22 protein-coding genes and 1 pseudogene are annotated in these 21307 nt (G+C 73.0%); 11 read left to right on the plus strand and 12 right to left on the minus strand.

All coding sequences use genetic code 11. The features are described from left to right. Nucleotides 1-94 precede the first annotated feature (94 nt). Both CRP51_RS20450 and CRP51_RS20455 read right to left on the minus strand, forming a co-directional pair. On the minus strand, nt 95-859 hold the full coding sequence (locus CRP51_RS20450) for a chitinase (protein WP_245880707.1): 765 nt from the start codon (nt 857-859) through the stop codon (nt 95-97). Nucleotides 860-1038: 179 nt separating this feature from the next. Continuing rightward, nucleotides 1039-2277, minus strand: a complete 1239-nt coding sequence (locus CRP51_RS20455; RefSeq protein ID WP_097232866.1) for a PP2C family protein-serine/threonine phosphatase — start codon at nt 2275-2277, stop codon at nt 1039-1041. Between the two features lie 211 nt (nt 2278-2488). Here CRP51_RS20455 and CRP51_RS20460 point away from each other — a divergent pair, with 211 nt between their 5' ends. Next, entirely contained in the window at nt 2489-2698 is a 210-nt protein-coding gene (locus CRP51_RS20460; RefSeq protein WP_097232741.1) for a DUF4287 domain-containing protein, read from the plus strand. Between the two features lie 115 nt (nt 2699-2813). On the opposite strand, the pseudogene CRP51_RS20465 reads toward CRP51_RS20460, so the two are convergent. Next, nucleotides 2814-4814: pseudogene (locus CRP51_RS20465) on the minus strand (PA14 domain-containing protein); the annotation flags it as partial. 243 nt (nt 4815-5057) lie between these two features. On the opposite strand from CRP51_RS20465, the gene CRP51_RS20470 reads away from it, so the two are divergent. Both CRP51_RS20470 and CRP51_RS20475 read left to right on the plus strand, forming a co-directional pair. Continuing rightward, nucleotides 5058-5432 carry an ArsR/SmtB family transcription factor gene (locus CRP51_RS20470; protein ID WP_097232743.1) on the plus strand — a complete coding sequence of 125 codons (375 nt, stop codon included), beginning with the start codon at nt 5058-5060 and terminating at the stop codon, nt 5430-5432. Beyond that, nucleotides 5429-5851, plus strand: a complete 423-nt coding sequence (locus CRP51_RS20475) for an SRPBCC domain-containing protein (protein ID WP_097232744.1) — start codon at nt 5429-5431, stop codon at nt 5849-5851. Before CRP51_RS20470 ends, CRP51_RS20475 begins: the two co-directional genes overlap by 4 nt. A 22-nt stretch (nt 5852-5873) precedes the next feature. Here CRP51_RS20475 and CRP51_RS20480 read toward each other — a convergent pair whose 3' ends face one another. Further along, nucleotides 5874-6611, minus strand: a complete 738-nt coding sequence (locus CRP51_RS20480; RefSeq protein WP_245880720.1) for a ThuA domain-containing protein — start codon at nt 6609-6611, stop codon at nt 5874-5876. A 297-nt stretch (nt 6612-6908) separates the two neighbouring features. On the opposite strand from CRP51_RS20480, the gene CRP51_RS20485 reads away from it, so the two are divergent. The 5 genes from CRP51_RS20485 to CRP51_RS20505 all read left to right on the plus strand — a co-directional run bounded on the left by CRP51_RS20485 (nt 6909) and on the right by CRP51_RS20505 (nt 10588). Beyond that, nucleotides 6909-7436, plus strand: a complete 528-nt coding sequence (locus CRP51_RS20485; protein WP_097232746.1) for a hypothetical protein — start codon at nt 6909-6911, stop codon at nt 7434-7436. Between the two features lie 118 nt (nt 7437-7554). Beyond that, the gene (locus CRP51_RS20490) at nt 7555-8400 is read left to right on the plus strand and encodes a DUF4097 family beta strand repeat-containing protein (protein ID WP_097232747.1); all 846 of its coding nucleotides are present in this window, start codon (nt 7555-7557) and stop codon (nt 8398-8400) included. Between the two features lie 82 nt (nt 8401-8482). Continuing rightward, nucleotides 8483-9472, plus strand: coding sequence for an ATP-binding cassette domain-containing protein (locus CRP51_RS20495; RefSeq protein ID WP_097232748.1), 990 nt, complete (start codon nt 8483-8485; stop codon nt 9470-9472). Further along, nucleotides 9469-10266, plus strand: coding sequence for an ABC transporter permease (locus tag CRP51_RS20500; protein ID WP_097232749.1), 798 nt, complete (start codon nt 9469-9471; stop codon nt 10264-10266). Before CRP51_RS20495 ends, CRP51_RS20500 begins: the two co-directional genes overlap by 4 nt. A gap of 55 nt (nt 10267-10321) precedes the next feature. Further along, nucleotides 10322-10588, plus strand: coding sequence for a helix-turn-helix domain-containing protein (locus CRP51_RS20505; protein ID WP_097232750.1), 267 nt, complete (start codon nt 10322-10324; stop codon nt 10586-10588). 22 nt (nt 10589-10610) lie between these two features. Here CRP51_RS20505 and CRP51_RS20510 read toward each other — a convergent pair whose 3' ends face one another. Together CRP51_RS20510 and CRP51_RS20515 are read right to left on the minus strand one after the other, a co-directional pair. Continuing rightward, nucleotides 10611-11822: a serine hydrolase domain-containing protein gene (locus tag CRP51_RS20510; protein ID WP_097232751.1), complete on the minus strand. Its 1212-nt coding sequence runs from the start codon at nt 11820-11822 to the stop codon at nt 10611-10613. A 163-nt stretch (nt 11823-11985) separates the two neighbouring features. Further along, a complete protein-coding gene (locus CRP51_RS20515) occupies nt 11986-12921 on the minus strand; it encodes a TIGR03564 family F420-dependent LLM class oxidoreductase (RefSeq protein WP_097232752.1) in 936 nt (311 codons plus the stop codon). Nucleotides 12922-13067: 146 nt separating this feature from the next. On the opposite strand from CRP51_RS20515, the gene CRP51_RS20520 reads away from it, so the two are divergent. Further along, complete coding sequence (locus CRP51_RS20520; protein ID WP_097232753.1) at nt 13068-13514, plus strand: SgcJ/EcaC family oxidoreductase; 447 nt, start codon at nt 13068-13070, stop codon at nt 13512-13514. Nucleotides 13515-13573: 59 nt separating this feature from the next. On the opposite strand, the gene CRP51_RS20525 is transcribed toward CRP51_RS20520, so the two are convergent. From CRP51_RS20525 to CRP51_RS20535, 3 genes are all read right to left on the minus strand, one after another. Then, a complete protein-coding gene (locus CRP51_RS20525; protein WP_097232754.1) occupies nt 13574-13960 on the minus strand; it encodes a VOC family protein in 387 nt (128 codons plus the stop codon). Between the two features lie 75 nt (nt 13961-14035). Then, nucleotides 14036-14983 (minus strand): SAM-dependent methyltransferase, encoded by a 948-nt coding sequence (locus CRP51_RS20530; RefSeq protein WP_097232755.1) that lies wholly within the window; start codon nt 14981-14983, stop codon nt 14036-14038. A gap of 23 nt (nt 14984-15006) precedes the next feature. Next, entirely contained in the window at nt 15007-15540 is a 534-nt protein-coding gene (locus tag CRP51_RS20535; protein ID WP_097232867.1) for an EF-hand domain-containing protein, read from the minus strand. Nucleotides 15541-15796: 256 nt separating this feature from the next. Between CRP51_RS20535 and CRP51_RS20540 the strand changes: the two genes are divergently transcribed. Continuing rightward, nucleotides 15797-16432: a hypothetical protein gene (locus CRP51_RS20540; protein WP_141514633.1), complete on the plus strand. Its 636-nt coding sequence runs from the start codon at nt 15797-15799 to the stop codon at nt 16430-16432. Here the strand turns inward: CRP51_RS20540 and CRP51_RS20545 are convergent. The 3 genes from CRP51_RS20545 to CRP51_RS20555 all read right to left on the minus strand — a co-directional run bounded on the left by CRP51_RS20545 (nt 16407) and on the right by CRP51_RS20555 (nt 20235). Further along, complete coding sequence (locus CRP51_RS20545) at nt 16407-16985, minus strand: DUF1648 domain-containing protein (RefSeq protein WP_097232757.1); 579 nt, start codon at nt 16983-16985, stop codon at nt 16407-16409. The genes CRP51_RS20540 and CRP51_RS20545 overlap by 26 nt on opposite strands. 150 nt (nt 16986-17135) lie before the next feature. Continuing rightward, on the minus strand, nt 17136-19103 hold the full coding sequence (htpG, locus tag CRP51_RS20550) for a molecular chaperone HtpG (protein WP_097232758.1): 1968 nt from the start codon (nt 19101-19103) through the stop codon (nt 17136-17138). A 292-nt stretch (nt 19104-19395) separates the two neighbouring features. Then, nucleotides 19396-20235: an alpha/beta fold hydrolase gene (locus CRP51_RS20555; protein ID WP_097232759.1), complete on the minus strand. Its 840-nt coding sequence runs from the start codon at nt 20233-20235 to the stop codon at nt 19396-19398. Nucleotides 20236-20347: 112 nt separating this feature from the next. On the opposite strand from CRP51_RS20555, the gene CRP51_RS20560 reads away from it, so the two are divergent. Further along, the gene (locus CRP51_RS20560) at nt 20348-20980 is read left to right on the plus strand and encodes a TetR/AcrR family transcriptional regulator (protein ID WP_097232760.1); all 633 of its coding nucleotides are present in this window, start codon (nt 20348-20350) and stop codon (nt 20978-20980) included. Nucleotides 20981-21307: the final 327 nt, after the last annotated feature.

The raw sequence follows: 21307 nt of genomic DNA on the forward strand, positions 1-21307 counted from the left end.
CCACCTGAGGGGGTGGCGGACGGCGGGTTCGGTGTGCCGATGGCACGTGTACCGGCGGCACGTGTGCCGGTGGCACGGTCGAACGGCCGAGCGGTCAGCAGGACAGGTTGCCGCCCGGGTCGACGCCGAGGATCGCGGAGAACCGCGTGAAGGTGTCGATCCGGCTCTGCACCTGGCCGGGGTTGCCGCCGTTGCACTCGATCGAGCCGTTGATGGCGCGGATGGTCTCCCCGAAGCCGACCTCGTTCACGATGGCGTCGTGGGGGGTCATCGTGCCCGGGCCGCTCTGGGTGTTCCAGTACCACAGCGCGGTGCGCCAGGCGACGGCCGCGTCCTCCTGGACCAGCCAGGGGTTGTTCAGCAGGTCGATGCCGAGGGCGTCGCCCGCGGCCTTGTAGTTGAAGTTCCAGCTCAGCTGGATCGGGCCGCGGCCGTAGTAGGCGTCCTGCCCGGCGGGGCAGCCGTAGGGCTGGCTGGGGTCGCAGTAGTGCGGGTAGTTGGCCTCGTTCTGCTCCACGATGTGGACCAGGCCGCCGGTCTCGTGGCTGGCGTTGGCGAGGAAGGCGGCGGCCTCCCGGCGGGCGATGGTCTCGCCGCCGGCGTTGGCGAAGTCCGGGTAGGAGCTGAGCGCCGCGGTCAGGCCCTGGTACGTGTAGAAGGGATTCCGGTTCGGGAACATCTCGTTGAACTGCGCCTCGGAGACCGGGAACGCGGTCGGGCGGACGTCCTCGGCGCCGACCGGGTCGGTGGCGGTCGCCGACGAGGCGGGCAGCGCGTTGAGCAGTCCGGCCAGGAGCGTGGCGACGGCCAGGAAGCCTGCGGCGCGGAGGCCGCGCCGCCATCTGTCAATCATGCTCATGCCAATCCTTCTCTCGGGACGGTGCGCGGTGCGCGGGGTCACGCGGGGGGAACCACGAGTAATTGAAGAAGCAGCGCGAGGGAGCGTCAAGGGGTTGGTCTGTACCAATCGGTCTGTACCAATGATCGCGCGCCGAAGGCGGGTTGGCCGACGCGAGGCCGCCCTCCCCGCGCCGGCCGTCAGAGCCGCAGGATGACCAGCGCGGTGTCGTCCTCGGTGCCCTCCGGGGGCAGCATGTCGGCCAGCAGCGCGTCGGCCAGCGACTCGGCGTCCTCGTGGCGGTGGCGCCGCAACGCGTCGGCCAGCCGCTGCAGCCCCCGGTCGATGTCCTCGTCGCGCCGCTCCACCAGGCCGTCGGTGTAGGTGACCAGTACGTCCCCCGCGCGGAACGACGTCGACGCCTCGACCGCGTCCCCGTGCGTCGGGAGCGCGGCGAGCGGCGGGTTGACGGCCTGGTCGAGGAAGTCGACACGGCCGTCGGTCCTGGCCAGCGCGGCCGGCGGATGGCCCGCGCTGGCGTAGGTGAGGGTGTGACTGCCCCAGTCCACGAAGAGCTTGACCACGGTGGTGGACTGGGCCCCCGGCACCGAGCGGGCGTAGAGGTCGAGCACGTCCAGCGACCGGGAGGGGCTTCCCGAGGCACGGGCGACCGCGCTGAGCGCACTGCGCAGCTGCCCCATGACGCCCGCGGCCTCCAGCCCGTGGCCGACCACGTCGCCGACGGCGAGGGTGATCTGCTCCTCGCTCAACTCGATGATGTCGTACCAGTCCCCGCAGACGTTCATCACGGCGCTGGCCGGCCGGTAGCGCACCGCCGAGTCGTGGGACAGCCGCAGGTCGGTCGGGGGCAGCATGGACCGCTGGAGGCTCAGCGCCACCTCCTGCTCCTGGGCGTGCGCCGCGCGGAGCCGCTCGTTGCTGGCCTGCAACTCCCCTGCCCTGCTGAGGACGTCGGACTCCATCCGGCGCCCCCGTTCCCCGGCCGCCGTGCCGCGCGGCGCCCGTTCACTCGTGATCAGGTCGGTGACCTCCTCCACCCGGTGGAGCAGCAGCCGCACCTTCCCGTGCTCGTCCAGGACGGGGGCGTTGACGACGCTCCAGTAGCGTTCGGCGAAGCCCTCCGCGCCCTCCTCGGGGCGCACGTCGAAGCGCTGGATCGCCATCGGGTCGGTCTGGCCGGTGGCCGCGACCCGCTCCAGGGAGAGCCGCAGGTTGCGCGTGCCGCTGGGGTCGCCCTCCTCGGGGTTGTCGGGGAACACCTCGTCGAAGGTGCGGCCGAGCAGTTGCTCCCTGCTCCGGCCCGCGGTGCGCGCGTAGGCGTCGTTCACCTCGACGTAGGTCAGATCCGGGCGCAGCAGCGCGACCGGCGCGGGATACGCACGGTAGACCGCCGCGTAATCGACTTCCGACTCCGTCATCTGGGCCACCTCAGACCTCGCCTCGTGATCCCCGCCACCCTAGAGTCGGAGCGAGCCGTGCGGGGCGCGGACCGGGTCCGGTCGCCGGCAGGTCACACGGACGGCCGCGCGGCGGGTGTGAGCGGGGTCACAGGGGCGGGCCGCTCAGTTCCGCGCCGCCGGCCGGTCGGAAGGGTGAGCAGTCGCCACCCGAGGACGAGGGAGCAGGGCCATGGCCAACCCGGCGAAGGGACCCGCCAGTTACTTTCCGAGCATCGAGCGGACGTACGGCCGCCCGGTGGGCGAGTGGCAGGCGCTGATCCGCGCCTCGCCGCTCGGCCGGCACGGCGAGCTGGTCTCCTGGCTGAAGACGGAGCACGGGCTGGGGCACGGTCACGCCAACGCGCTGGTCGCCCACACCCTGGCCGAGGACCGCCGCTGAGCCGCCCGGCCACCCCGACCGCCGCCCGGCCGCCCCGACCGCCCCGACCGCCGCACGACGACGGCGGCGGCGGCCGGGGCGGGGGGGCAGGCGGTCGCCCGGGGGCTCAGCCCTGCGGGAGGGCGTTGAGCGTGTACCAGGCCTCCGTGCTCCACAGCGTCTCGCCGTCGGCGGAGCTGAAGGGGCGCGGGGACTGCACGTGGACGACCCGGTCGGGCTTGAGGCCGTCGATGGTCAGGGTCACCTCGGTGCCGTCCTCGGAGAGTTCGGCGCCGGTGACGCGAAGCGTCTCCTCGTCCAGCTTGGGCCCGCCGTAGTCGGCGGTCGGCTCGTAACGCCACTGGTCGACGCGGTAGGAGTCGGCGAGCGCGTCGGCGGTCTCCTGCGAGAGCGGCTCGGTGTAGCTGAGCGTGAACCCGTCGGGCGTGGCGCGCATGTCATGGATGTCGAACGCGCTGTCGCCGTTCGGGGTCAACTTCTGGAGCCCGTGGTCGAGTTTGCCCTCCTGGCCCCAGTTGCCGCCGGCGCCGAGGCCGCCGGTGTAGATCGCGCCGTCCGGGCCGATGCTGACCCGTGTGACGCCGGCCTCAAGGCCCTGGGTGTGGCGGAAGAGCGCGCCCTGGTAGGCGCCGTCGACCTTCTCCAGGGAGGCGCGCTGGAGACCGCCGTAGGTGACGTCGCCGATCAGCACCTGTCCGGCGAAGGGCCCCTCGGTGAGGGTGACCGGGGTGCTGGGCGAGTTGCCGATCTCGTTCTGCGGCAGCCAGAGCACCGGCTTGGTGACCGGGTTGTCGTCGAACGGGCCCGGCGGGTTCATGTAGTGGTTGAAGAACGCGTCCTGCTCGATGTGGAGCAGCTTGGACGAGGGCAGCCAGCCGCCCTGGTTGTCGGTGACCAGGATCTCGCCCTCCGGGCCCCAGCCGATGCCGTGCGGGGTGCGCAGCCCGCCGGCGAGGTAGTCGACCTCGCCCGTGTCCTTGTCGACGCTGATGGTGGTGCCCCGGTCGGGCGCCGGCTGCGGGTCGGTGGTGGCGCCGCCGAGGTCGATGGCGACCGACAGGTTGAGGTAGAAGTGGCCGTCCTCGTAGAGCATCCCGAAGGCGAACTCGTGGAAGTTGCCGCCGTAGGGCCACTCGGCGACCGTCTCGTGGGTGTCGGCGACCTCGTCACCGTCCTCGTCGACCAGCCTGGTCAACTGGTGCTTCTCCGAGACGTAGAGGGAGTCGTCGACCCACTTGATCCCCATCGGCTCGTTGAGGCCCTCGGCGATCCGCGTGTAGGTGACGTCCTCGGGACCGGTGGCGCCGGTGACGTTCTCCAGCAGGTAGACCTCGCCGGCCACGTTGTCGGTGCCGCCCCAGGTGGCGATGGCCAGCCGGTCGTCGGGGAGCCAGTCCATGGCGGAGACCTGCGGCTCGAAGCCCTCGGGGCGCAGGTCGGTCAGGTCGTAGGAGGGGTGGACGGAGTCCAACGGCAGCCCGTCGCCCGGGGAGTCTGCGCCGCCCTCGCACTCCTTCTGGCCCGGCGCGGTGACCCGCACCACGTCGGCGTCGGTGGACAGCACGTCGTTGGGCACGGTGACGAAGTCCCCGGCGCCCGGCGGCCGCCACTGGAGGGTGAGCTGCTGCTCGGCGGAGGCGTCGAAGTAGTCGATGTGCAGGGAGTGGTAGCCGGCGGTGAGCTGGACGCTGCCGTCCTTGGGCTCGGCCGAGTGGAGGCCGTCGTGGTCGATGACCAGCTGGTCGCCGATCGTCAGCCGCGAACCGTCGTCGCTGATGAGGCGGAAGGCGTAGTCGCCGTCCTCGGGGACGTTGATGTTGCCGATGACCTGGGAGACGAAGTAGTCCTCAAGGCCGAAGTCCTCGGTCGACTGCCAGTCGATGACGGGCATCAACTTGTCGACGTTGGGGGTCTGACCGGCCTTCAGCGTGCACAGCTGCTCCAGTGGTGATCCCACGTCGAAGCTGCGCAGGGTGACCCCGGGCTCCTGCGGGGGGATGTCCGCCGCGTCGCGCGGCGCCGCGTTGCCCGGCGCCGCGAGTCCGCCGAGGAGCAGCGCGGGGAGCAGCACTCCCACCGCACGTCTGCGGGCGCGCCGCGTCTGCCGTCTTTTCACCGTGTCCTCCTGCCGCTTGGCGGGTGCCGTGGGCCGTCGTCGAGCACGGCGACACGCGTGTGTCATGTACTCGTAACAGACCCATCTGCACGGCAACGTAAGGACTTTGATCGAACCTGTCCATAACTTTCGCCACTCAGAGGACATCTTCGTCCGTTCCCGGAACGACCGGGACCACCGGGCGCACGCCACCCCCTCGAGGATGCCCTGGACGGCATATAACCATGCGGGCATACTGAGCCCATGCCCCCGCCGTTCGAAGTGCTGGCCGACCCCACGCGCCGGCTGATACTCGACCTGCTCCGCGAACGTCCGCGTTCCGTGGGCGAGTTGGTCGACGCCCTGGCAATCAGCCAGCCCCGGGTCTCCAAGCACCTGCGAGTGCTGCGCGACGCCGGCCTCGCGACCTCGCGGGTGCGGGCCCAGTCGCGGCTCTACACGCTGCGGCCCGAGCCGCTGGCGGAGCTGGACGCCTGGCTGGCCCCCTACCGCCGACTCTGGGAGGAGCGACTCGACCTGCTGGAACGGCATCTGGACACCATCCCCGAGACCCCCGAGACCCCAGAGCCCCCCGGTCCCGCCGGGGAGGCCGCACCGCCCCCCGAGGAGCGACCATGAGCACCATCACCCACGAGGGCCGTCCCGCCCTGCGCGTCGAGCGCCGGCTGCCCCGCCCCGTGGAGGCCGTCTGGCGCGCGGTCTCCGAACCGGCCCGACTGAGCACCTGGTACCCCATGCGGGTCACCGCGCTCGACGCGCGCGTCGGCGGCCGGATCGTCTTCGACAACGGCGAGGACACCGTGCTGAACGGCACGGTCACCGCCTGGGAGCCGCCCCGGCTCCTCGCCTTCGACGAACACGGGGGCGGGGAGGACGGCCCCGCGGCGGACGACCACCTCCGCATCGAGCTGCACGACGACCCGGCGGGCTGCCTGCTGGTCCTCATCCACGTCCCGCACGACTTCGCCACCGCGATGAGCGCCGAGAAGGGCTGGAACGCCTGCCTGGACCAGCTGGTCGTCGACCTCTCCGGGTGACCGCCGCCCGCCGCCCGCGCGCCTAGTCGTCCAGGAACCAGTCGGGCTCGGGCCGCTGGTGAAGGGCCGGGGCGGCACGGGGCCGGTCCGGCTGGGCCGCCCAGCGGGTGGCGTTGGCCAGGACCCGCAGCACGTGCGGATGGTGGTAGACGGGGAACTCCTGGTCGCCGGGGCTGAAGTAGAAGATCCGCCCGTGGCCCCTGGTGAACGTGCAGCCGGAGCGGAAGACCTCGCCGCCGCTGAAGGAGCTGATGAAGACCAGCTCGTCAGGGGCCGGGATGTCGAAGTGCTCGCCGTACATCTCCTGCTGCGGGATGACGATCGGGCTGGGCACCCCCTCGGCGATCGGATGCGTGGGCGCGACCGTCCAGACCAGCTCGCGGTCCTCGCCGTTGCGCCAGTCCAGGGAGCAGGTGGTGCCCAGCAGGGTGGTGAAGATCTTCGAGTAGTGCCCGGAGTGCAGCACCAGCAGCCCCATGCCGCCCTGCACATGGCGCCGCACCCGGTCCACGACCGCGTCCGAGACCCGGTCGTGGGCCGCGTGCCCCCACCAGGTGAGCACGTCCGTCGCGGCCAACACCTCCTCGGTCAGGCCGTGTTCCGGCTGCTCCAGGGTGGCGGTGCGGATCTCGGCGCCCGGCAGCCGCTCGGCGAGGCCGTCGGCTATCGCCCCGTGGATGCCCTCGGGATAACGCGCGGCGACGGCGGGCTCGGTGGTCTCGTGGACGTTCTCGTTCCACACGGTCACGCGGAGCGGCACGGTCAACGGGATCTCCTCCTTGGCGTCGGCTCTCCCCGCGCGAAGAACGCGCGACCCGCCCCGCGCGTTCCCCCACCCACCCGGCGCACGCCGACGGCCCGTCCGGCCGGTGCCGCACCGCGGTCGACTCCCCCGCCACTCGGCATCCGCGCGGTTCCCGCGCCACCCACCGGGCCGCGGCAGTCACCCCACCCTGGCGCCACGCGACATCACCCGACACCATCTGGCGCCATCCAGCGCCATCTGGCACCACCAAGCGACTAGCGCTTGGCGCCAAAGTGATGCCATGATGGCGCCATGGACCTCACCCCGTATGTCGACGCCCTCCGCCGCGAGCTGGCGGTGGCCGCCGAGGCCGGCGGCGACGAGGCGCGCGAGCTGGCCGAGCGGCTGACCGCGCCGCTGGAGTCGGCGACCCGCCTGACCCTGCTCAACGCGCTTTCCGCGGCCACGGACGAGATCACCAGGGATCTCGCCCCCGGCTCGGTGGACGTCCGGCTGCGGGGGCTCGACCCCGACTTCGTCGTCACGCCCCCGCCGAGCGACCCCGCCCCCACCGAACGGCCCGCGTCCGCCGAGCAGTTCAGACCCTCCTCGCCCGCCCCCGGCCCCGGCGAGGGCGACGACGGGGGCACCGCCCGCGTCAACCTGCGCCTGCCCGCCCACCTCAAGACCCGCGCGGAGGAGGCCGCGGGCCAGGAGGGGCTCTCGGTCAACGCCTGGCTGGTGCGGGCCGTCGCGGCGGCGCTCGACGGCGGCCACCGGCCGCGCCCCGCCGAGCGGACCATGACCGTCGGCCAGAGCATCACCGGCTGGGTGCGTTAGCGCACACCGCCTCCGACGCACACCAACGGCACACCCCCACGCACACCACTCAACGCGCACCACTCACACGGCCCCGACCAGCGGGGACGCTTCCAGGACCCACGAGGACGGTACCGCCATGCCTACTTTCGACACCCCAGAGCCCGTCGCCGCCACCGCCCATGTGGAGGCGGGTTCGATCCGTTTCGTCGCCACCGACCGTGCCGACACCGTCGTCGAGGTGCGCCCCCGCGCCCCGGGCAGGGACCTGGACGTGCGGGCCGCCGAGCAGACGGAGGTCACCCACGCCAGCGGCGTGCTGCTCGTCAGAACGCCCAGGCCGCGCTACCGCGTCGGACGCACCGGCACCGTCGACGTGACGGTGGAGCTGCCGACCGGTTCGCGCGTCGAGGTGACCGGCGCCTGGCTCCAGGTCTTCGGCGAGGGCCGGCTGGGCGAGGTGCGGGGAAAGACCTCGCTGGGCGACACCCGGCTGGAGACCTCGGGCCCGCTGCACCTGACCGCCGCCCACGGTTCGGTCGCGGTGGACCGGATCGAGGGCGACGCCGAGATCACCACCAGCTCCGGCTCGCTGCGCGTCGGGCTGATCGACGGCCGGGCGACGTTGAAGAACTCGCACGGCACCACCACCCTCGCCGCCGTCACCGGCGAGCTGCGGGTGAACAGCACCACCGGCGGCGTCGACATCGGCCGCGCCGAGGACTCGGTCACCGCCACCACCACGCACGGCTCGCTGCGGATCGGCGAAGTCGTCCGGGGCACGGTCGAGTTGGGCACCGCGCACGGCGCCATCGAGGTCGGCGTCCGGGAGGGCACGGCGGCCTGGCTCGACGCCAGCTCCGCCGTGGGGCAGGTGCGCAACACCCTCGCCGCGACCGACAGCCCGGCCGGCGCGGAGGAGACGGTGAGCATCCGCGCCCGCAGCCGGGTCGGCACCATCCACATCCTCCGCGCCCGCCCCTGAGCGACCCGTCACCGCCCCGTTGCCGCCCCGTCACCGCCCCGGAAGACCCGACCATCCACACCCCTTCACACGGGGAGGGCCCATGCCTTCATCTGTCATGCCCACGTCCACTCCGGACCCCGCTCCCCCACCCGCCGTCTCCGCCGTCGGCCTGCGCAAGTCCTACGGCGGGCGTGCCGTACTCGACGGCGTCGACCTGCGCATCCCCGCCGGCACGGTCTTCGCGCTGCTCGGACCGAACGGCGCGGGCAAGACCACCACCGTGCGGATCCTGACCACCCTGGTCCGCGCCGACGGCGGACTCGCCCAGGTCGCCGGCCACTCGCTGGCCTCCGCCCCGGAGCGGGTGCGCGCGGCGATCGGCGTCACCGGGCAGTTCTCCGCCGTGGACGGGCTGATCACCGGCTGGGAGAACATGCTGCTGATGACCGACCTCCACCGGCTGCCCCGGCGCGAGGGACGGCGGGTGGCGGCCGCGCTGCTGGAACGGTTCGACCTGACCGGGGCCGCCTTCCGCCCGGCGCAGAGCTACTCCGGCGGGATGCGGCGCCGCCTGGACATCGCGATGACCCTGGTCGGAAACCCACGGGTCGTCTTTCTCGACGAGCCGACGACCGGCCTGGACCCGCGCTCCCGGCAGGGCATGTGGGAGGTCGTCCGGGAACTGGTCGCCGACGGCGTGACCGTCTTCCTCACCACGCAGTACCTGGAGGAGGCCGACGAACTGGCCGACCGGATCGCCGTGTTGCACAACGGCGTGATCGCCGCCGAGGGCACGGCCGCCGAGCTGAAGCGCCTGGTCCCCGGCGGCCATGTGCGGCTCCGCTTCACCGACCCCGACGCCTACCGTTCCGCCGCCGAGGCACTGCGCGACGGCGCCGCGCCGGACGGCGAGGCGTTGACGCTGCGGGTGCCCTGCGACGGCGGCCAGCGGGAGCTGCGTTCGCTCCTCGACTGGCTGGACGCCGCCGGCGTCGAGGCGGACGGGATGACCGTGCACACCCCCGACCTCGACGACGTCTTCTTCGCCCTGACCTCACCCACGGCCGAGCAACGGGAGGCCACCCGATGAGCGCCCTCACCCTCGCTACCCGCGACGCGACCACCATGCTGCGGCGCAACCTGCTGCACGCCCGCCGCTATCCGTCCCTGACGCTCAACCTGCTGCTGACGCCCGTCATGCTGCTGCTCCTCTTCGTCTACGTCTTCGGCGACGTGATGAGCTCCGGCATGGGCGCGGGGGCGGGCGGCGGCGACCGTTCCGACTATGTCGCCTACGTCGTTCCCGGCATCCTGCTGATGACCATCGGCAGCACCCTGGTCGGCACCGCCGTCTCCGTCGCCACGGACATGACGGAGGGCATCGTCGCGCGGTTCCGCACGATGGCGATCCACCGCGGCTCCGTGCTCTTCGGACACGTCGCGGGGAGCGTGCTCCAGGCGGTCGCCAGCGTGGTGCTGGTCGGCGCCGTCGCGGTGGCCGTCGGCTTCCGCGCGACGGACGCCACCGTGCTGGAGTGGTGCGCGGCGCTCGGCCTGCTGGCGCTGGTCGCGCTGGCGTTCACCTGGGTCGCGGTCGGGATGGGCCTGGGCAGCCCGACCGCCGAGGCGGCCAGCAACAACGCGACCCCGTTGATCCTGCTGCCGCTGGTCTCCAGCGCCTTCGTGCCGGTCGACGCGATGCCGGGGTGGTTCCGGCCGGTCGCCGAGTACCAGCCGTTCACCCCGGCCATCGAGACGCTGCGCGGGCTGCTGCTCGGCACGGAGATCGGCCACCACGGCTGGCTCGCCGTCGGCTGGTGCCTGGCGCTGGCGGCGGTGGGTTACGCCTGGTCACGGGTGCTCTACGACCGCGAGCCGAGCTGACCGGGGACCGTACCGGTATTGGTATAACGGTGAGGGGCGGGGCTACGATCGGGGCATGGTGCGCACACCTCTGACCCCCTGGGAACGGCAACGCGGCGAACGGCTGGGCGCGTTGCTGCGCGAGGCGCGCGGGGAACGCAGCATGGTGGAGATCGCGGCGGCGGCCGGGGTCTCGGCCGAGACGCTCCGCAAGATCGAGACCGGTCGCGCCCCGACCCCCGCCTTCTTCACCATCGCCGCGCTGGCGGCGGCCGTCGGGCTCTCCCTCGACCAGGTGGCCGCCGCGGCGGCGGACTTCACCTTCGACGAGCGGGCGGCGTAGCCGCGGCGTCACCGGCCCGCGCTCAGTCCCCGCCGCACAGAGCGGACTCCAGCAGCGCGTTCGCGCGGTGGTTCTGCTCCACGAGGCTTTCCATCGAGTCCCGCACCTGGGTGGAGAGAAAGGCGCTGACGCTTCGCCGCCCGCTGTCCGTAATGCCCGTGCGGGTCATCGCCCCCTCCACGTCGCCCCCCGAGTGCCAGTAGTGTCCCGGACACGAGGTGAAGCCGACGCGGAACACACCCAGCCCGTACTCGGCCCCGCCCGGCCAGGCTTCCTCGTACCCCTCCCCGGCGACCGGCACGGTGCGCAGCATCTCCCTCAGTTGTGGCGCGTCCAGCACCTCGCCGCCGAACAGCGCACGCAGGAAACGCTCCAGGTCCGCCGTGGTGGAGATGAGGGAGCCGGAGGCCTCGGGCAACACGAGGCGGGTGACGTCCACCAGCGATCCCCCCGGCTCGAACACCTGGTAGCCGGTCGCGTGCGGGTCGGGGAGGGTGGGCGCGTACCCCGGCCAGTAGGTGTCCGCCAGACCGAGAGGGCGGATCAGGCGGTCGTGCACCTCCTTCGCCCAGTGGTGTCCGGTGACCTCCTCGATCACCATGCCGACCACCACGTACCCGGTGTTGGAGTACGCCCAGCCGGTGCCCGGCGGGAAGAGCGGCCCGTTCGCCACCGTGGCGGCGACCGTCTCCGCCGGGTCGGCGACGTCGTCACGGTGCTCCCGGTAGTACTCCTCCGATCCCAGCTCCGGGTCGTCGTAGTCCTCCAGGCCGCTGGTGTGCTGGAGCAGTTGACGGATGGTGATCGCGCGGCCGTCGAAGTCCGGCCCCGCCAGCAGGTCGGGCAGCCATCGCTCGACCGGGTCCTCCAGCGTGAGGCGGCCCTCGGCGACGAGTTGCAGGACCACGGCGGAGACGAACGTCTTGGTGACGCTGCCGGCCCGAAGGTAGCCGACCGGGGAGACAGGCTCCCCTGTGGTCACGTCGGCGACGCCGCTGGTGACCGTCCGGGTCGCGCCGTCCGCGTCGGTCACCCGGACCTGCACCCCCGTGACACCGAAGTCGACGATGGCGTCCGCGGCGCGCTGGACCGGAGCCAGGCCGTCGTCGCGCCCGCCCTCCCGGGGCGCCGGGGCGGCGGCTACCAGGACGGCGGGAAGGGCGAGCGCCAGGATCGACAGCAGAGCAGCCGTGCGGAAACGGCGGCGAGCTGACGGAGTATGTGCGGATGCCATGACGGCACCCTAGGGAGCGTGGCGCCCGGAACCCATCGGGGTGGCTGGCCGGTCGATGAGGGGGTGCGCACCCCGGGGTCCCCCTAAGGGTCTCTCTGCAATCATCGTGCGGACCACAACAGCCCCCTCACCGCTGCGAACGCGGGGCCCAGGCGGTGCCCGCCTAGAGAACGCCCCGCCGGGTGAGTTCGCCCGCGAGGCGCCAGGTGCGCCGGCGCGCGGCCTCGCCGCCCATGGCCGTCTGCGACAGGACGACCTCGGTGGCCCCGGCGTCCCGGTAGCGGCGCAACTCGGCCACGACGGCCTCCTCGTCGCCCACGACCGCCAGTTCGCCGGCCCGCTCGGCGCCGCCGAGGTCCAGCACCCGGCGGTACGAGGGGATCGCCTCGTAGAAGGCCAGGTCCCGCACGGCGGTCTCCCGCACCCGCTCCGCCTCCTCGGTGACCACGGTCGGCACCAGCGCGATCACCCGGGGCGCCGGGCGGCCGGCGGCCTCGGCGGCGGAGGTGAGCGCCGGCACCACGTGCTTCTCCAACGCCCGGGGCCCGGCGAGGAACGGCAGGGTGATGTCGGCCAGTTCGCCCGTGACCCGCAGCGCACGGGGGCCCATCGCCGCCACCAGCAGCGGGGGGACCCGTTCGGCGCCCGGCAGCGAGACCGGCAACGAGGGCGCGGCGCTGAGCAGTTCGCCGTGGAAGTCGGCGGTGCCGTCCGTGAGCAGCGCGCGCAGCGCGGTCAGAAACTCGGCCAGCAGATCGACGGGGCGCTCGTACTCGATCCCGAAGGCGCTCTCCACCAGCGCCTTCGCGCCCATCGCGAGCCCCAGCTGGAACCGGCCGCCGCTCGCCGCCTGGGCCGTCAGCGCCTGGCCGGCGACCAGCACCGGATGGCGCGCGAAGACCGGGATGGCCGAGGTGCCGACGGTCAGCCCCGGCACCGCCTGCCCGACCACCGCCGCCAGCGAGGTCGCGTCGTAGTCGAACAGCTGCGACAACCACCCCGATCCGACCCCCGCCTCGTGCGCCTCGCGCGCCCGCGCCACGGTCCCGTCGACATAGTTCGGCTGATCGGTGCCCGACAGCACCACTCCTACATCCATGCCGTGTCAACGATTCCCGGGCGCGAAGGTATTCCGACACGGTGAGCGAGGCGCCCGGAGCAACCTGCCCGGCACGCCTTGACCTCAAGTGCACGTGAAGTCGCAGCCTGGAGACACAAGCGCACCGCCCAGCAGAAGGAACTCCCGTGACCAGCACACAAGAAAACGATGAGGCCGACCGCTCGGGCCACGAGCGGGAGATCGCCGAGGTCGTCTCGCGTTACGAAGACGCCTTCAACCAGAACGACGCCGGCGCCATGAACGCCCTCTTCACGCCGGACACCATCTTCGTCAACTTCGGCGGCAACCTGGTGTTCGGGGCCGAGAACCTCTACCGGGCGCAGTCCTTCGTCTTCGCCGAGGAGGGCCCCCTGGCGGACATCTCCGTGAGCTACACCATCGAGAGCATCGTCCTTCTCACACCCGAAGTCGCCGCGGCCCACGCCCGCCAGCGGACGGTCGGGGAGAGCGCCGAGCGACTGGCGGAAGGCAGTGATCCCATGGAAGGCGTTCTCGCGATGACGCTGATGCGCGACGCCGAGGGGCGGTGGCGCATCCGCATGGCGCAGAACACCCCGGTGCTCGCGGAGTAGCGGGCCGCACGGGCCCGCGCCGCAGCCGGCCTCCCCGGCGGGCGCACGCCGGTGACCCGTCAACCCGCCGCGCGGTCCCGTTCGCCGGCCTCCACACAGAACTCGTTGCCCTCCGGGTCGGCCAGCACCACCCAGCCCCGGCCGCTCGCGCCGGTGCGGTCGGCGACGAGGCGGGCGCCCAGGTCGAGGGCGCGGGCGACCTCCTCGGCCCGGGTGCGGTCGGTGGGCCGGAGGTCGAAGTGGATCCCGCTCCTGACCGCCCCGCGCGCGTCGGCGCGCACGAAGAGCAGCCCCGGCCCCTCGCCCTGGGTCTCCACCAGCACCTCGTCGTCGCCGGGCGCGTCGATCGCGGAGATCGAACGGCCGAGCAACGCCGCCCAGAAGCCGGCCAGTTCGTAGGGCTCGCCGGCACAGTCGAAGGTCAGATGGCGGATCGTGGGTCCCAAGGTCGCGCTCCAGGCTCGTCGGGCGGGGCCGTTCCCGACGCATCATCGTCGCAACCTCGGGCCGGCGTCGAACGGTTAACCCGGCGCCGCCGGACGGCCCGCCGCGCTCGGCCCCCGGCTTTCGGACCTGGAACGGTGGGCGAGGACCCAGCGGTTGGCCGCCAGCGGGTCGTGGGGGATCTCGCGGGGGCCCCGGCCGTGGCGGCGGGCGAAGGTGAACGGGGAGTGGGCCGTCGCCGACCAGCCGCGCGCGACCAGGTCGGCGACGGAGTCGGGGCGCGGGCCCGGCGCGAAGAGCGCCAGCAGGTCGACACCGGCGTCGCGGACGGCCCGGGTGTACATGGCGTCGGCCCTGACCTCCGGCGGCTCGGGGCGCTTGATCTCGTAGAAGAAGGCGCTGCCCGGCGCGCTCAACCGGTCGACGGTGTCGACGAGTCGACGTTCGGCGGCTTCCGGCAGGTAGAGCAGCAGCCCCTCGGCGAGCCAGGCGGTCGGCCGGCCCGGGTCGAAGCCGGCGTCGGTCAGCGCGCTCTCCCAGGGGCCGGCCAGGTCGACGGGGACGGCCACGCGCCGCGCCCGCTCGTCGGGGGCGGGCGCCGAGGGCGGAAGGGCGGCGTGCACCCGGGCCTTGAACGCCAGCACCGGCCGGCGGTCCAGCTCGTAGACGGTGCGGCCGGCGGGCCAGGGCAGGCGGTGGGCGCGGGTGTCGAGGCCGGCGCCCAGCAGGACCACCTGCCGGACGCCGGCCCGGGCCGCGCCCAGCAGGAAGTCGTCGACGACCCTGGTGCGCAGCCCGAAGTAGCGGCCGAGCCGCCCCCACAGCGGATCGGCCTCGCCGCCCGCCACCCGCTCCGGCCGCAGGGGCCAGTCGGCGCAGGTGGGTTCGGCGTGTACGAAGTGCTCGGCGTAGGGGTCGGCGGCGAGGGCGTCGGCCCGGTGCGTCTCGATCGCCCGGGCCGCCGCCACCAGCAGCGCCGTCCTGGCCACGCCGTGCGCGGCGGCCGGGGGCTTGGCCTCGGCCATCGGCGGACTCTCCGTCGACACGGTCAGGAGGCCACGCCGTCCGCGAGGCGGTCGCCGGGGATACCCGCCTTGTCGGGCGCGTAGTAGGCGATGATCTCGTCCTCCCAGACGGCGGCCTCGATCCGGTCGTCCGGGGAGGGCCCGAAGGCGTCGAAGAGCGCGGTGATGTTCTCCGGGGCGAAGCCGATCGCGGTCATCAGCGCCATGAAGTCGTCCCGGGCGACCAGCCCCTGCCCCTCCGGGTCGCCGAGCCTGGTCAGCGCGCGGGCGAACGCGGCGATGGTGGGCTCGAACCGCTCGGGCGTCAGGACGCAGGCGGTGTACTCCTGGAAGTCCACCCGGCCGTCACCGTCGGTGTCCAGCTCGGAGACCAGCGTGGTCCAGTAGCGGCGGAACGAGAGGCGCAGCGCCTCCCGCTCCTCGTCGGTGGAGCGCGGCGCCGCCGCCATCACCCGGTCGGCCATCAGGTCGAAGTCCGCCGACTCCAGCACGCCGTTGCCGTCGGCGTCGAGCAGGGAGAAGACGACCCGGACCCGGTTCACGGCCTCTTCGCGCATGAGCATCCCACCTTCTTGGTCGCGGCGACTCGTCGGGGCGAGCCCCGTCGGGCACCACCCGGGTGCACTTCCCGGGTGACGCCCCAACTATCGGGCGCGCGGGCGGTGTTGGGCGGGGAGAAACGAGATGCCTCATACGAACGTGGGAAGCGTCGGAATCGGTTGACGCGGCGGCGCGGACCGGGGCGCGAAGGGCGCGCGGCCAACGAGGGCCGGTCGCGGCTCCGTTGTCAGTGGCTCGTGTCACGATACGCGCATGACTGATGGACAGAGTGTGACGGATTCGGGGTGCTGGCTGGACTCCCTCTGCGAGCAGGGGTTCCGGGTGACGTTCGCGCGCCGGCTGGCGCCCAGGGAGTTGCTGACGCGGATGGGCGCCGACCCGCTGGCGTTCCGGCGGCGGGACCCGGCGGCGGCCGAGCAGGCGCAGGGGCGGTTGGAGTGGGGGCGTTCCGTGGCGCGGGCCGGGCTCCACGAGGGCTGGGCCTACGCGGTGGAGAGCGTCGGGGTGCCGGACGCGCGGGTGGGGGCGCTGCGCCGGGTCGCGCGCGGGACGCGGGCTCTGACGCTGCTGCGCACCGGGGGCGGCTGGGGGTTCGCGCTGGCGGAGGACGGCGAGGTGGTCGCCACGGAGGCGTCGGTGGTCGCCGAGGGGCCCGGCGGCCCCCTGGGCGACTGGCCGTGGCGCAGCGGGCTCGTCGGGGGCGCGCCCGAGGCACGGGGGGAGGTGGCGGCGCGGCTGCTGGCGCTGGCGGAGGGCGCGCTGGCGGCGCGGCTGCCGAGGGACCAGGTGGAGTGGGGATGGCTGGTCTCCGCCGAGGTCGGCGAGGCGGTGGCGCGGCAGGCGGCCCTCCCGGACCGTGCGTTCAGGCCGCTCGGCGGTGTTCCCTGAGCGCGCGCCGCTCCCCCGCGTCCCGCCAGGCGGCCAGGAGGGGCGGCACCAGCGACAGCACGAGGCAGAGCAGCGGCCCGGCCAGCAGCCACCAGGCCACCGCCTCCTGCTCCTCCGCCCGCCACTGCACCCACGCCATCGGCAGGAAGGCGAGGCCGAGCAGCGCGTTGCACAGCAGCAGCGCCCTGGCCAGCCGGCGCGCGGAGGCCGCGTTGGCCGGGCGGTTGCCGGAGACGGCGGCCGCCGCGGCCCAGGGGCTCTCCGGCGGCGGCATCCGGTCCAGCGGCGTCGTCCTGAGGGCGGACCAGGCGCAGCCGATCATCAGCACGGTCAGCCCCGCGTAGACGAAGACGGGCACGAAGGCCAGGGCCACCCCGCGCTCGCCCCAGGCGTCCACGCCGCCCGGGCCGATGTGCCGGGGGATGCGATCGGGAAGATCGGGGTAGCGCGCCACGCCCCAGACGGTCAGCCCCGTCAGCAGCAGCAGGCTGGGGGCCGCCCACCACCACAGCCCGGTCGCCTGCCGCTCCCCCGTGTGCTTCTCGGTGCCCATGGCCTCCCCCTACCCGCTCGCCCTTCCCCTACCCGTTGCTGTCGCGAAGTGCTCTGGTGCCGACGGCCGCCGGAGCGGGACGGCGCCGCCCGCGACCGGCGGCCCGGGGAGCCGGTCGCGGGCGGCGGCGGTACCGTGCGGGGCCGGGGGTCAGAGACCCCGTTCCAGCCGCTCGTTCAGCAGCTTGGCGAACCTGGCGGGGTCGGCCAACTGGCTGCCCTCGGCCAACAGCGCGGAGCCGTAGAGCAGTTCGGCCGTCTCCCCCAGCGCGGGCTCGGCCGGGTCGGCGGCGTGCGCCTTGCGCAGCGCGGTCACCAGCGCGTGCTCCGGGTTCAGCTCCAGGATGCGCTTGCTCTCCGGCAGCTCCTGCCCCATCGCCCGGTAGAGGTTCTGGAGCGCCGGCGTCACGTCGCCCGCGTCGGTGACCACACAGGCGGGCGAGACCGTCAGCCGCGAGGTGAGCCGCACCTCCTTGACCTCGTCGGACAGCCGCTCGCCGAGCCAGGTCAGCAGCTCCGCGAACTCCTCGCGCCGGCGCTCCTTCTCGGCCTTGGCCTCCTCGCCTTCCTCCTCCTCGCCGTCCAGCTCGGCCTCGCCCTGGGCGATGGAGCGCAGCTCCTTCCCCTCGAACTCGGGCACCGCGCCGACCCACACCTCGTCGACCGGGTCGGTCAGGATCAGCACCTCAAGGCCCTTGGCCTCGAACGCCTCCAGGTGCGGCGAGTTCTCGATCGCGGTCCTGGACTCACCGGTCATGTAGTAGATGTGCTTCTGGCCCTCCTTCATCCGCTCCACGTACTGCGCGAGCGTGACCAGCCGCTCCTTGTCGCGGGTGGAGGCGAAGGAGCAGATCTTGAGGATGGCGTCCTTGTTGTCCGGGTCGTTGAGCAGGCCCTCCTTGACGACCCGGCCGAACTCCCGCCAGAACGTCGCGTAGTTCTCCTCGCGCTTGGTCATCATCTCCTTGACGGTGGACAGCACCTTCTTCACCAGCCGCCGGCGCATCAGCTGGATCTGGCGGTCCTGCTGGAGGATTTCGCGGGAGACGTTGAGCGACAGGTCCTGGGCGTCCACCACGCCCTTGACGAAGCGGAGGTACTCGGGGACGAGCGCCTCGCAGTCGTCCATGATGAAGACGCGCTTCACATAGAGCTGCACCCCGCGGCGGTTGGCCTGCGAGAAGAGGTCGTGCGGGGCGCGCGCCGGCAGGAAGAGCAGCGACTGGTACTCGAAGGTGCCCTCGGCCCGCAGCTGGATGGTCTCCAGCGGGTCGGTCCAGTCGTGGCTGATGTGCTTGTAGAGCTCGTGGTACTCCTCGTCGCTGACCTCGTCGCGCGACCTGGCCCACAGGGCCTTCATGGAGTTGAGCGTCTCCGGCTCGGGCGGCGCGGACGCGGCGGGCTCCTCGCCCTCCTCCCCCTCCGGGGCGGCGGCTTCGGCGTCCTCGGCCGCCTCGGCGGCGGGCGCCTCGGGGGCCATCCGCACCGGCCAGGTGATGAAGTCCGAGTACCGCTTGACGATCTCCCTGATCTTCCAGGGCGAGGTGTAGTCGAAGAGCTGGTCCTCGGCGTCCTCCGGCTTCAGCCGCAGGATGACGGCGGTGCCCTGCGGGGCGTCCTCGACGGTCTCGACGGTGTAGCCGCCCTCGCCGGTGGAGGACCAGCGGGTGCCCTCGCTCTCCCCGGCCTTACGGGTCACCAGGGTCACCTCGTCGGCCACCATGAAGCTGGAGTAGAAGCCCACACCGAACTGCCCGATCAGGCCCTCGGCGGTGCTCTCGTCCTTGGCCTCCCTCAGCCTCGACAGCAGCTCCGCGGTGCCCGACTTGGCGATGGTGCCGATGAGTTCGACCACCTCCTCGCGCGACATCCCGATGCCGTTGTCCCGCACGGTCAGGGTGCGGGCCTCGCGGTCGGGCTCGATCTCGACGTGCAGGTCGCTCACGTCGGCGTCCAGCGAGTCGTCGCGCAGCGACTCGATGCGCAGCTTGTCCAACGCGTCGGAGGCGTTGGAGATCAACTCGCGCAGAAACACGTCCTTGTTCGAGTAGATGGAGTGGATCATCATCTGGAGAAGCTGACGCGCCTCTACCTGGAACTCGAACGTCTCGGTCGGCATGGTCCTGGGTTCCTCACGTCAATCGCACGGTCGCGGAAGCCTGGCGCCCCCCGCGCCCGGCGCGTGTGGGGGCCGCCGAGAGCGATGGTAAGCGAGGTCGCGGGGTTCCTCCCGACCTTCCGGCCGACCGGCGCCCCGCCGGGGAGGGCCGGCGCCCGCGGCCGGCCTCTGCGGGCGCGGACCGCGGCCGGGTGGGCGCCGATCGTCCGCGTTTACCCGCACGCCGCCTCCCTCCGGGGCGGCACCCCGGAGGGAGGCGGCGTGAGCCGGGCCGGGGGCGTCGACCGCGTCGTCACCGGAGCGGGGTGCGGAGGAAGTCACCGATCTCGCGCACGACGCGTTCGGGGGCGTCCTCCATGAGGAAGTGGCCGGCTTCCGGCACGACGACGAGGTCGGCGTGCGGGATGGCGTCGCGAAGCCGCCGCGCGTAGCGCACGGGCTGCCACCGGTCCCTCTCTCCCCACAGGATGCGAACGGGCATGGTCAGTTGCCCGAGCCTGTCGCTGATCTCCTCGGTGTACCTGGAGTCGTAGTGGCGTACCTGGTGTTCGAAGAAGGAGGCGCGCCCCGGCGCCGACTGATGCGGCGCCAGGTACGCACCAAGGACGTCTCCCGTCATGAGCGAGTCGTCGGCGACGGTCATCCGGAGCTGCCGGGTCAGCAGGGCGTCGAGCTCGTCCTGCGACATGCTCGCGAAGCCCTCCGGGTTCTCGTCGATGATCTTCCGCCAGGTCGCGGAAGGCCACGAGTCGTAGCTGACCGAGTCGATGAGCATCAACCGCCGCACCCGCTCGGGACGGGCGAGGGCGAAACGCTGTCCGATGGCGCCGCCGATGTCGTGGGCGACGACGTTGACCTGCCCGACGCCCAACGCGTCGAGCAGGTGCCCCAGGAGGTCCGTCTGGGCGGCGACCGAGGTGTCGCGGCCCACCGGCCGCTCGGAGCCGCCGTATCCCAGCAGGTCGTAGGTGACGACGCGGAAGCCGGCCGCCTCGACCCGCGGCACGACGTCGCGCCACTCGTAGGAGTGCGAGGGCGTGCCGTGGAGGAAGACCACGGGTTCGCCCCGGCCGCGGTCCCGGTAGGCCAGGCGCACTCCGTCGACGACGAGGCTGTCGGTCAGAAGGGTCATGGTGCTTCCTCGGGTCGCTGAGACGGGGGGGGACGGCTCGGCCGTCGCTGACCGGGTGCCGCGCGCCCCCCACAGTAGGTAGACTTGTCTGTCTAGTCGAATCGAGGTTCCGATGAGTGAGACGAAGCGGGCACCGGGCGCCGGGAGGCGGCGGCCGGCCCGGGAGCGTGTACTGGCCGCCGCCGCGTCGCGCTTCTACCGTGACGGCGTCACGGCCACCGGCGTCGACACGATCACGGCCGAGGCCGGGGTGGCGAAGATGAGCCTGTACAACAACTTCTCCTCCAAGGCCGAACTGGTCCGCGGCTACCTGGACCTGCGGCACCAGGAGTGGCTGACGCGCTACCGGGCACGCCTGCGCCCCACCGAGGACCCCCGCGACGGCGTGCTGGCCGTCTTCGACACCTACATCGACAGCGCCGCCGAGGACGGCTTCCGCGGTTGCGGACTGCTCAACGCCGCCGCGGAGATCCCCGCCGGGGACGAGGGGCGCGCCCTGGTGCGCCGACACAAGGAGGCGGTCGAGGACCTGATCGCCGGGCATGTCGCGGCCCTGCTGCCCGAGCACCCCGACACGGCGCGCACCACGGCGGAACACCTGGCCTTCCTCCTGGAGGGGGCCATGGCCCGCGCCGGCCTCGAGGGCGACGGCGACCGGCTGCGGCACGCCCGCGCCATGGCGGCGGACCTGCTGAACCGGCTGCGCCCGGATCGGGCGCCCCGCGAGGGCCCGCACCCGCGATGACGAGGCTCACACCCGCCCCAGGCTCCGGCGTCGAGCGCCGGCCCCGACGGCCAACTCCCGTTTCCCCGTCGCCCGTTACCGACCCGGCTGGCCGGCCTGGGGCTTCCGGCGCCGGTGGACGGCCCCGCGAGCGGGTTCTAGGGTGTCGACCATGACACGTCATGCGCCGGTTCCGTCGCCGGTCGAGCCGTCCCCTCGCTCGCCCGGACACCCGTCGGCCTGAGGGCGAGGCGGCGCCCGGCGCCGCTCCCGCGACCCCGACGCGCACCGGCCGGCCCGCGCCACCGGGCGCCCCCAGGACCGTCGACCGCGTGAACGAGAGGAACC

The organism is Streptomyces zhaozhouensis (genome assembly GCF_900230195.1).
Classification (GTDB): Bacteria; Actinomycetota; Actinomycetes; order Streptomycetales; family Streptomycetaceae; genus Streptomyces; species Streptomyces zhaozhouensis.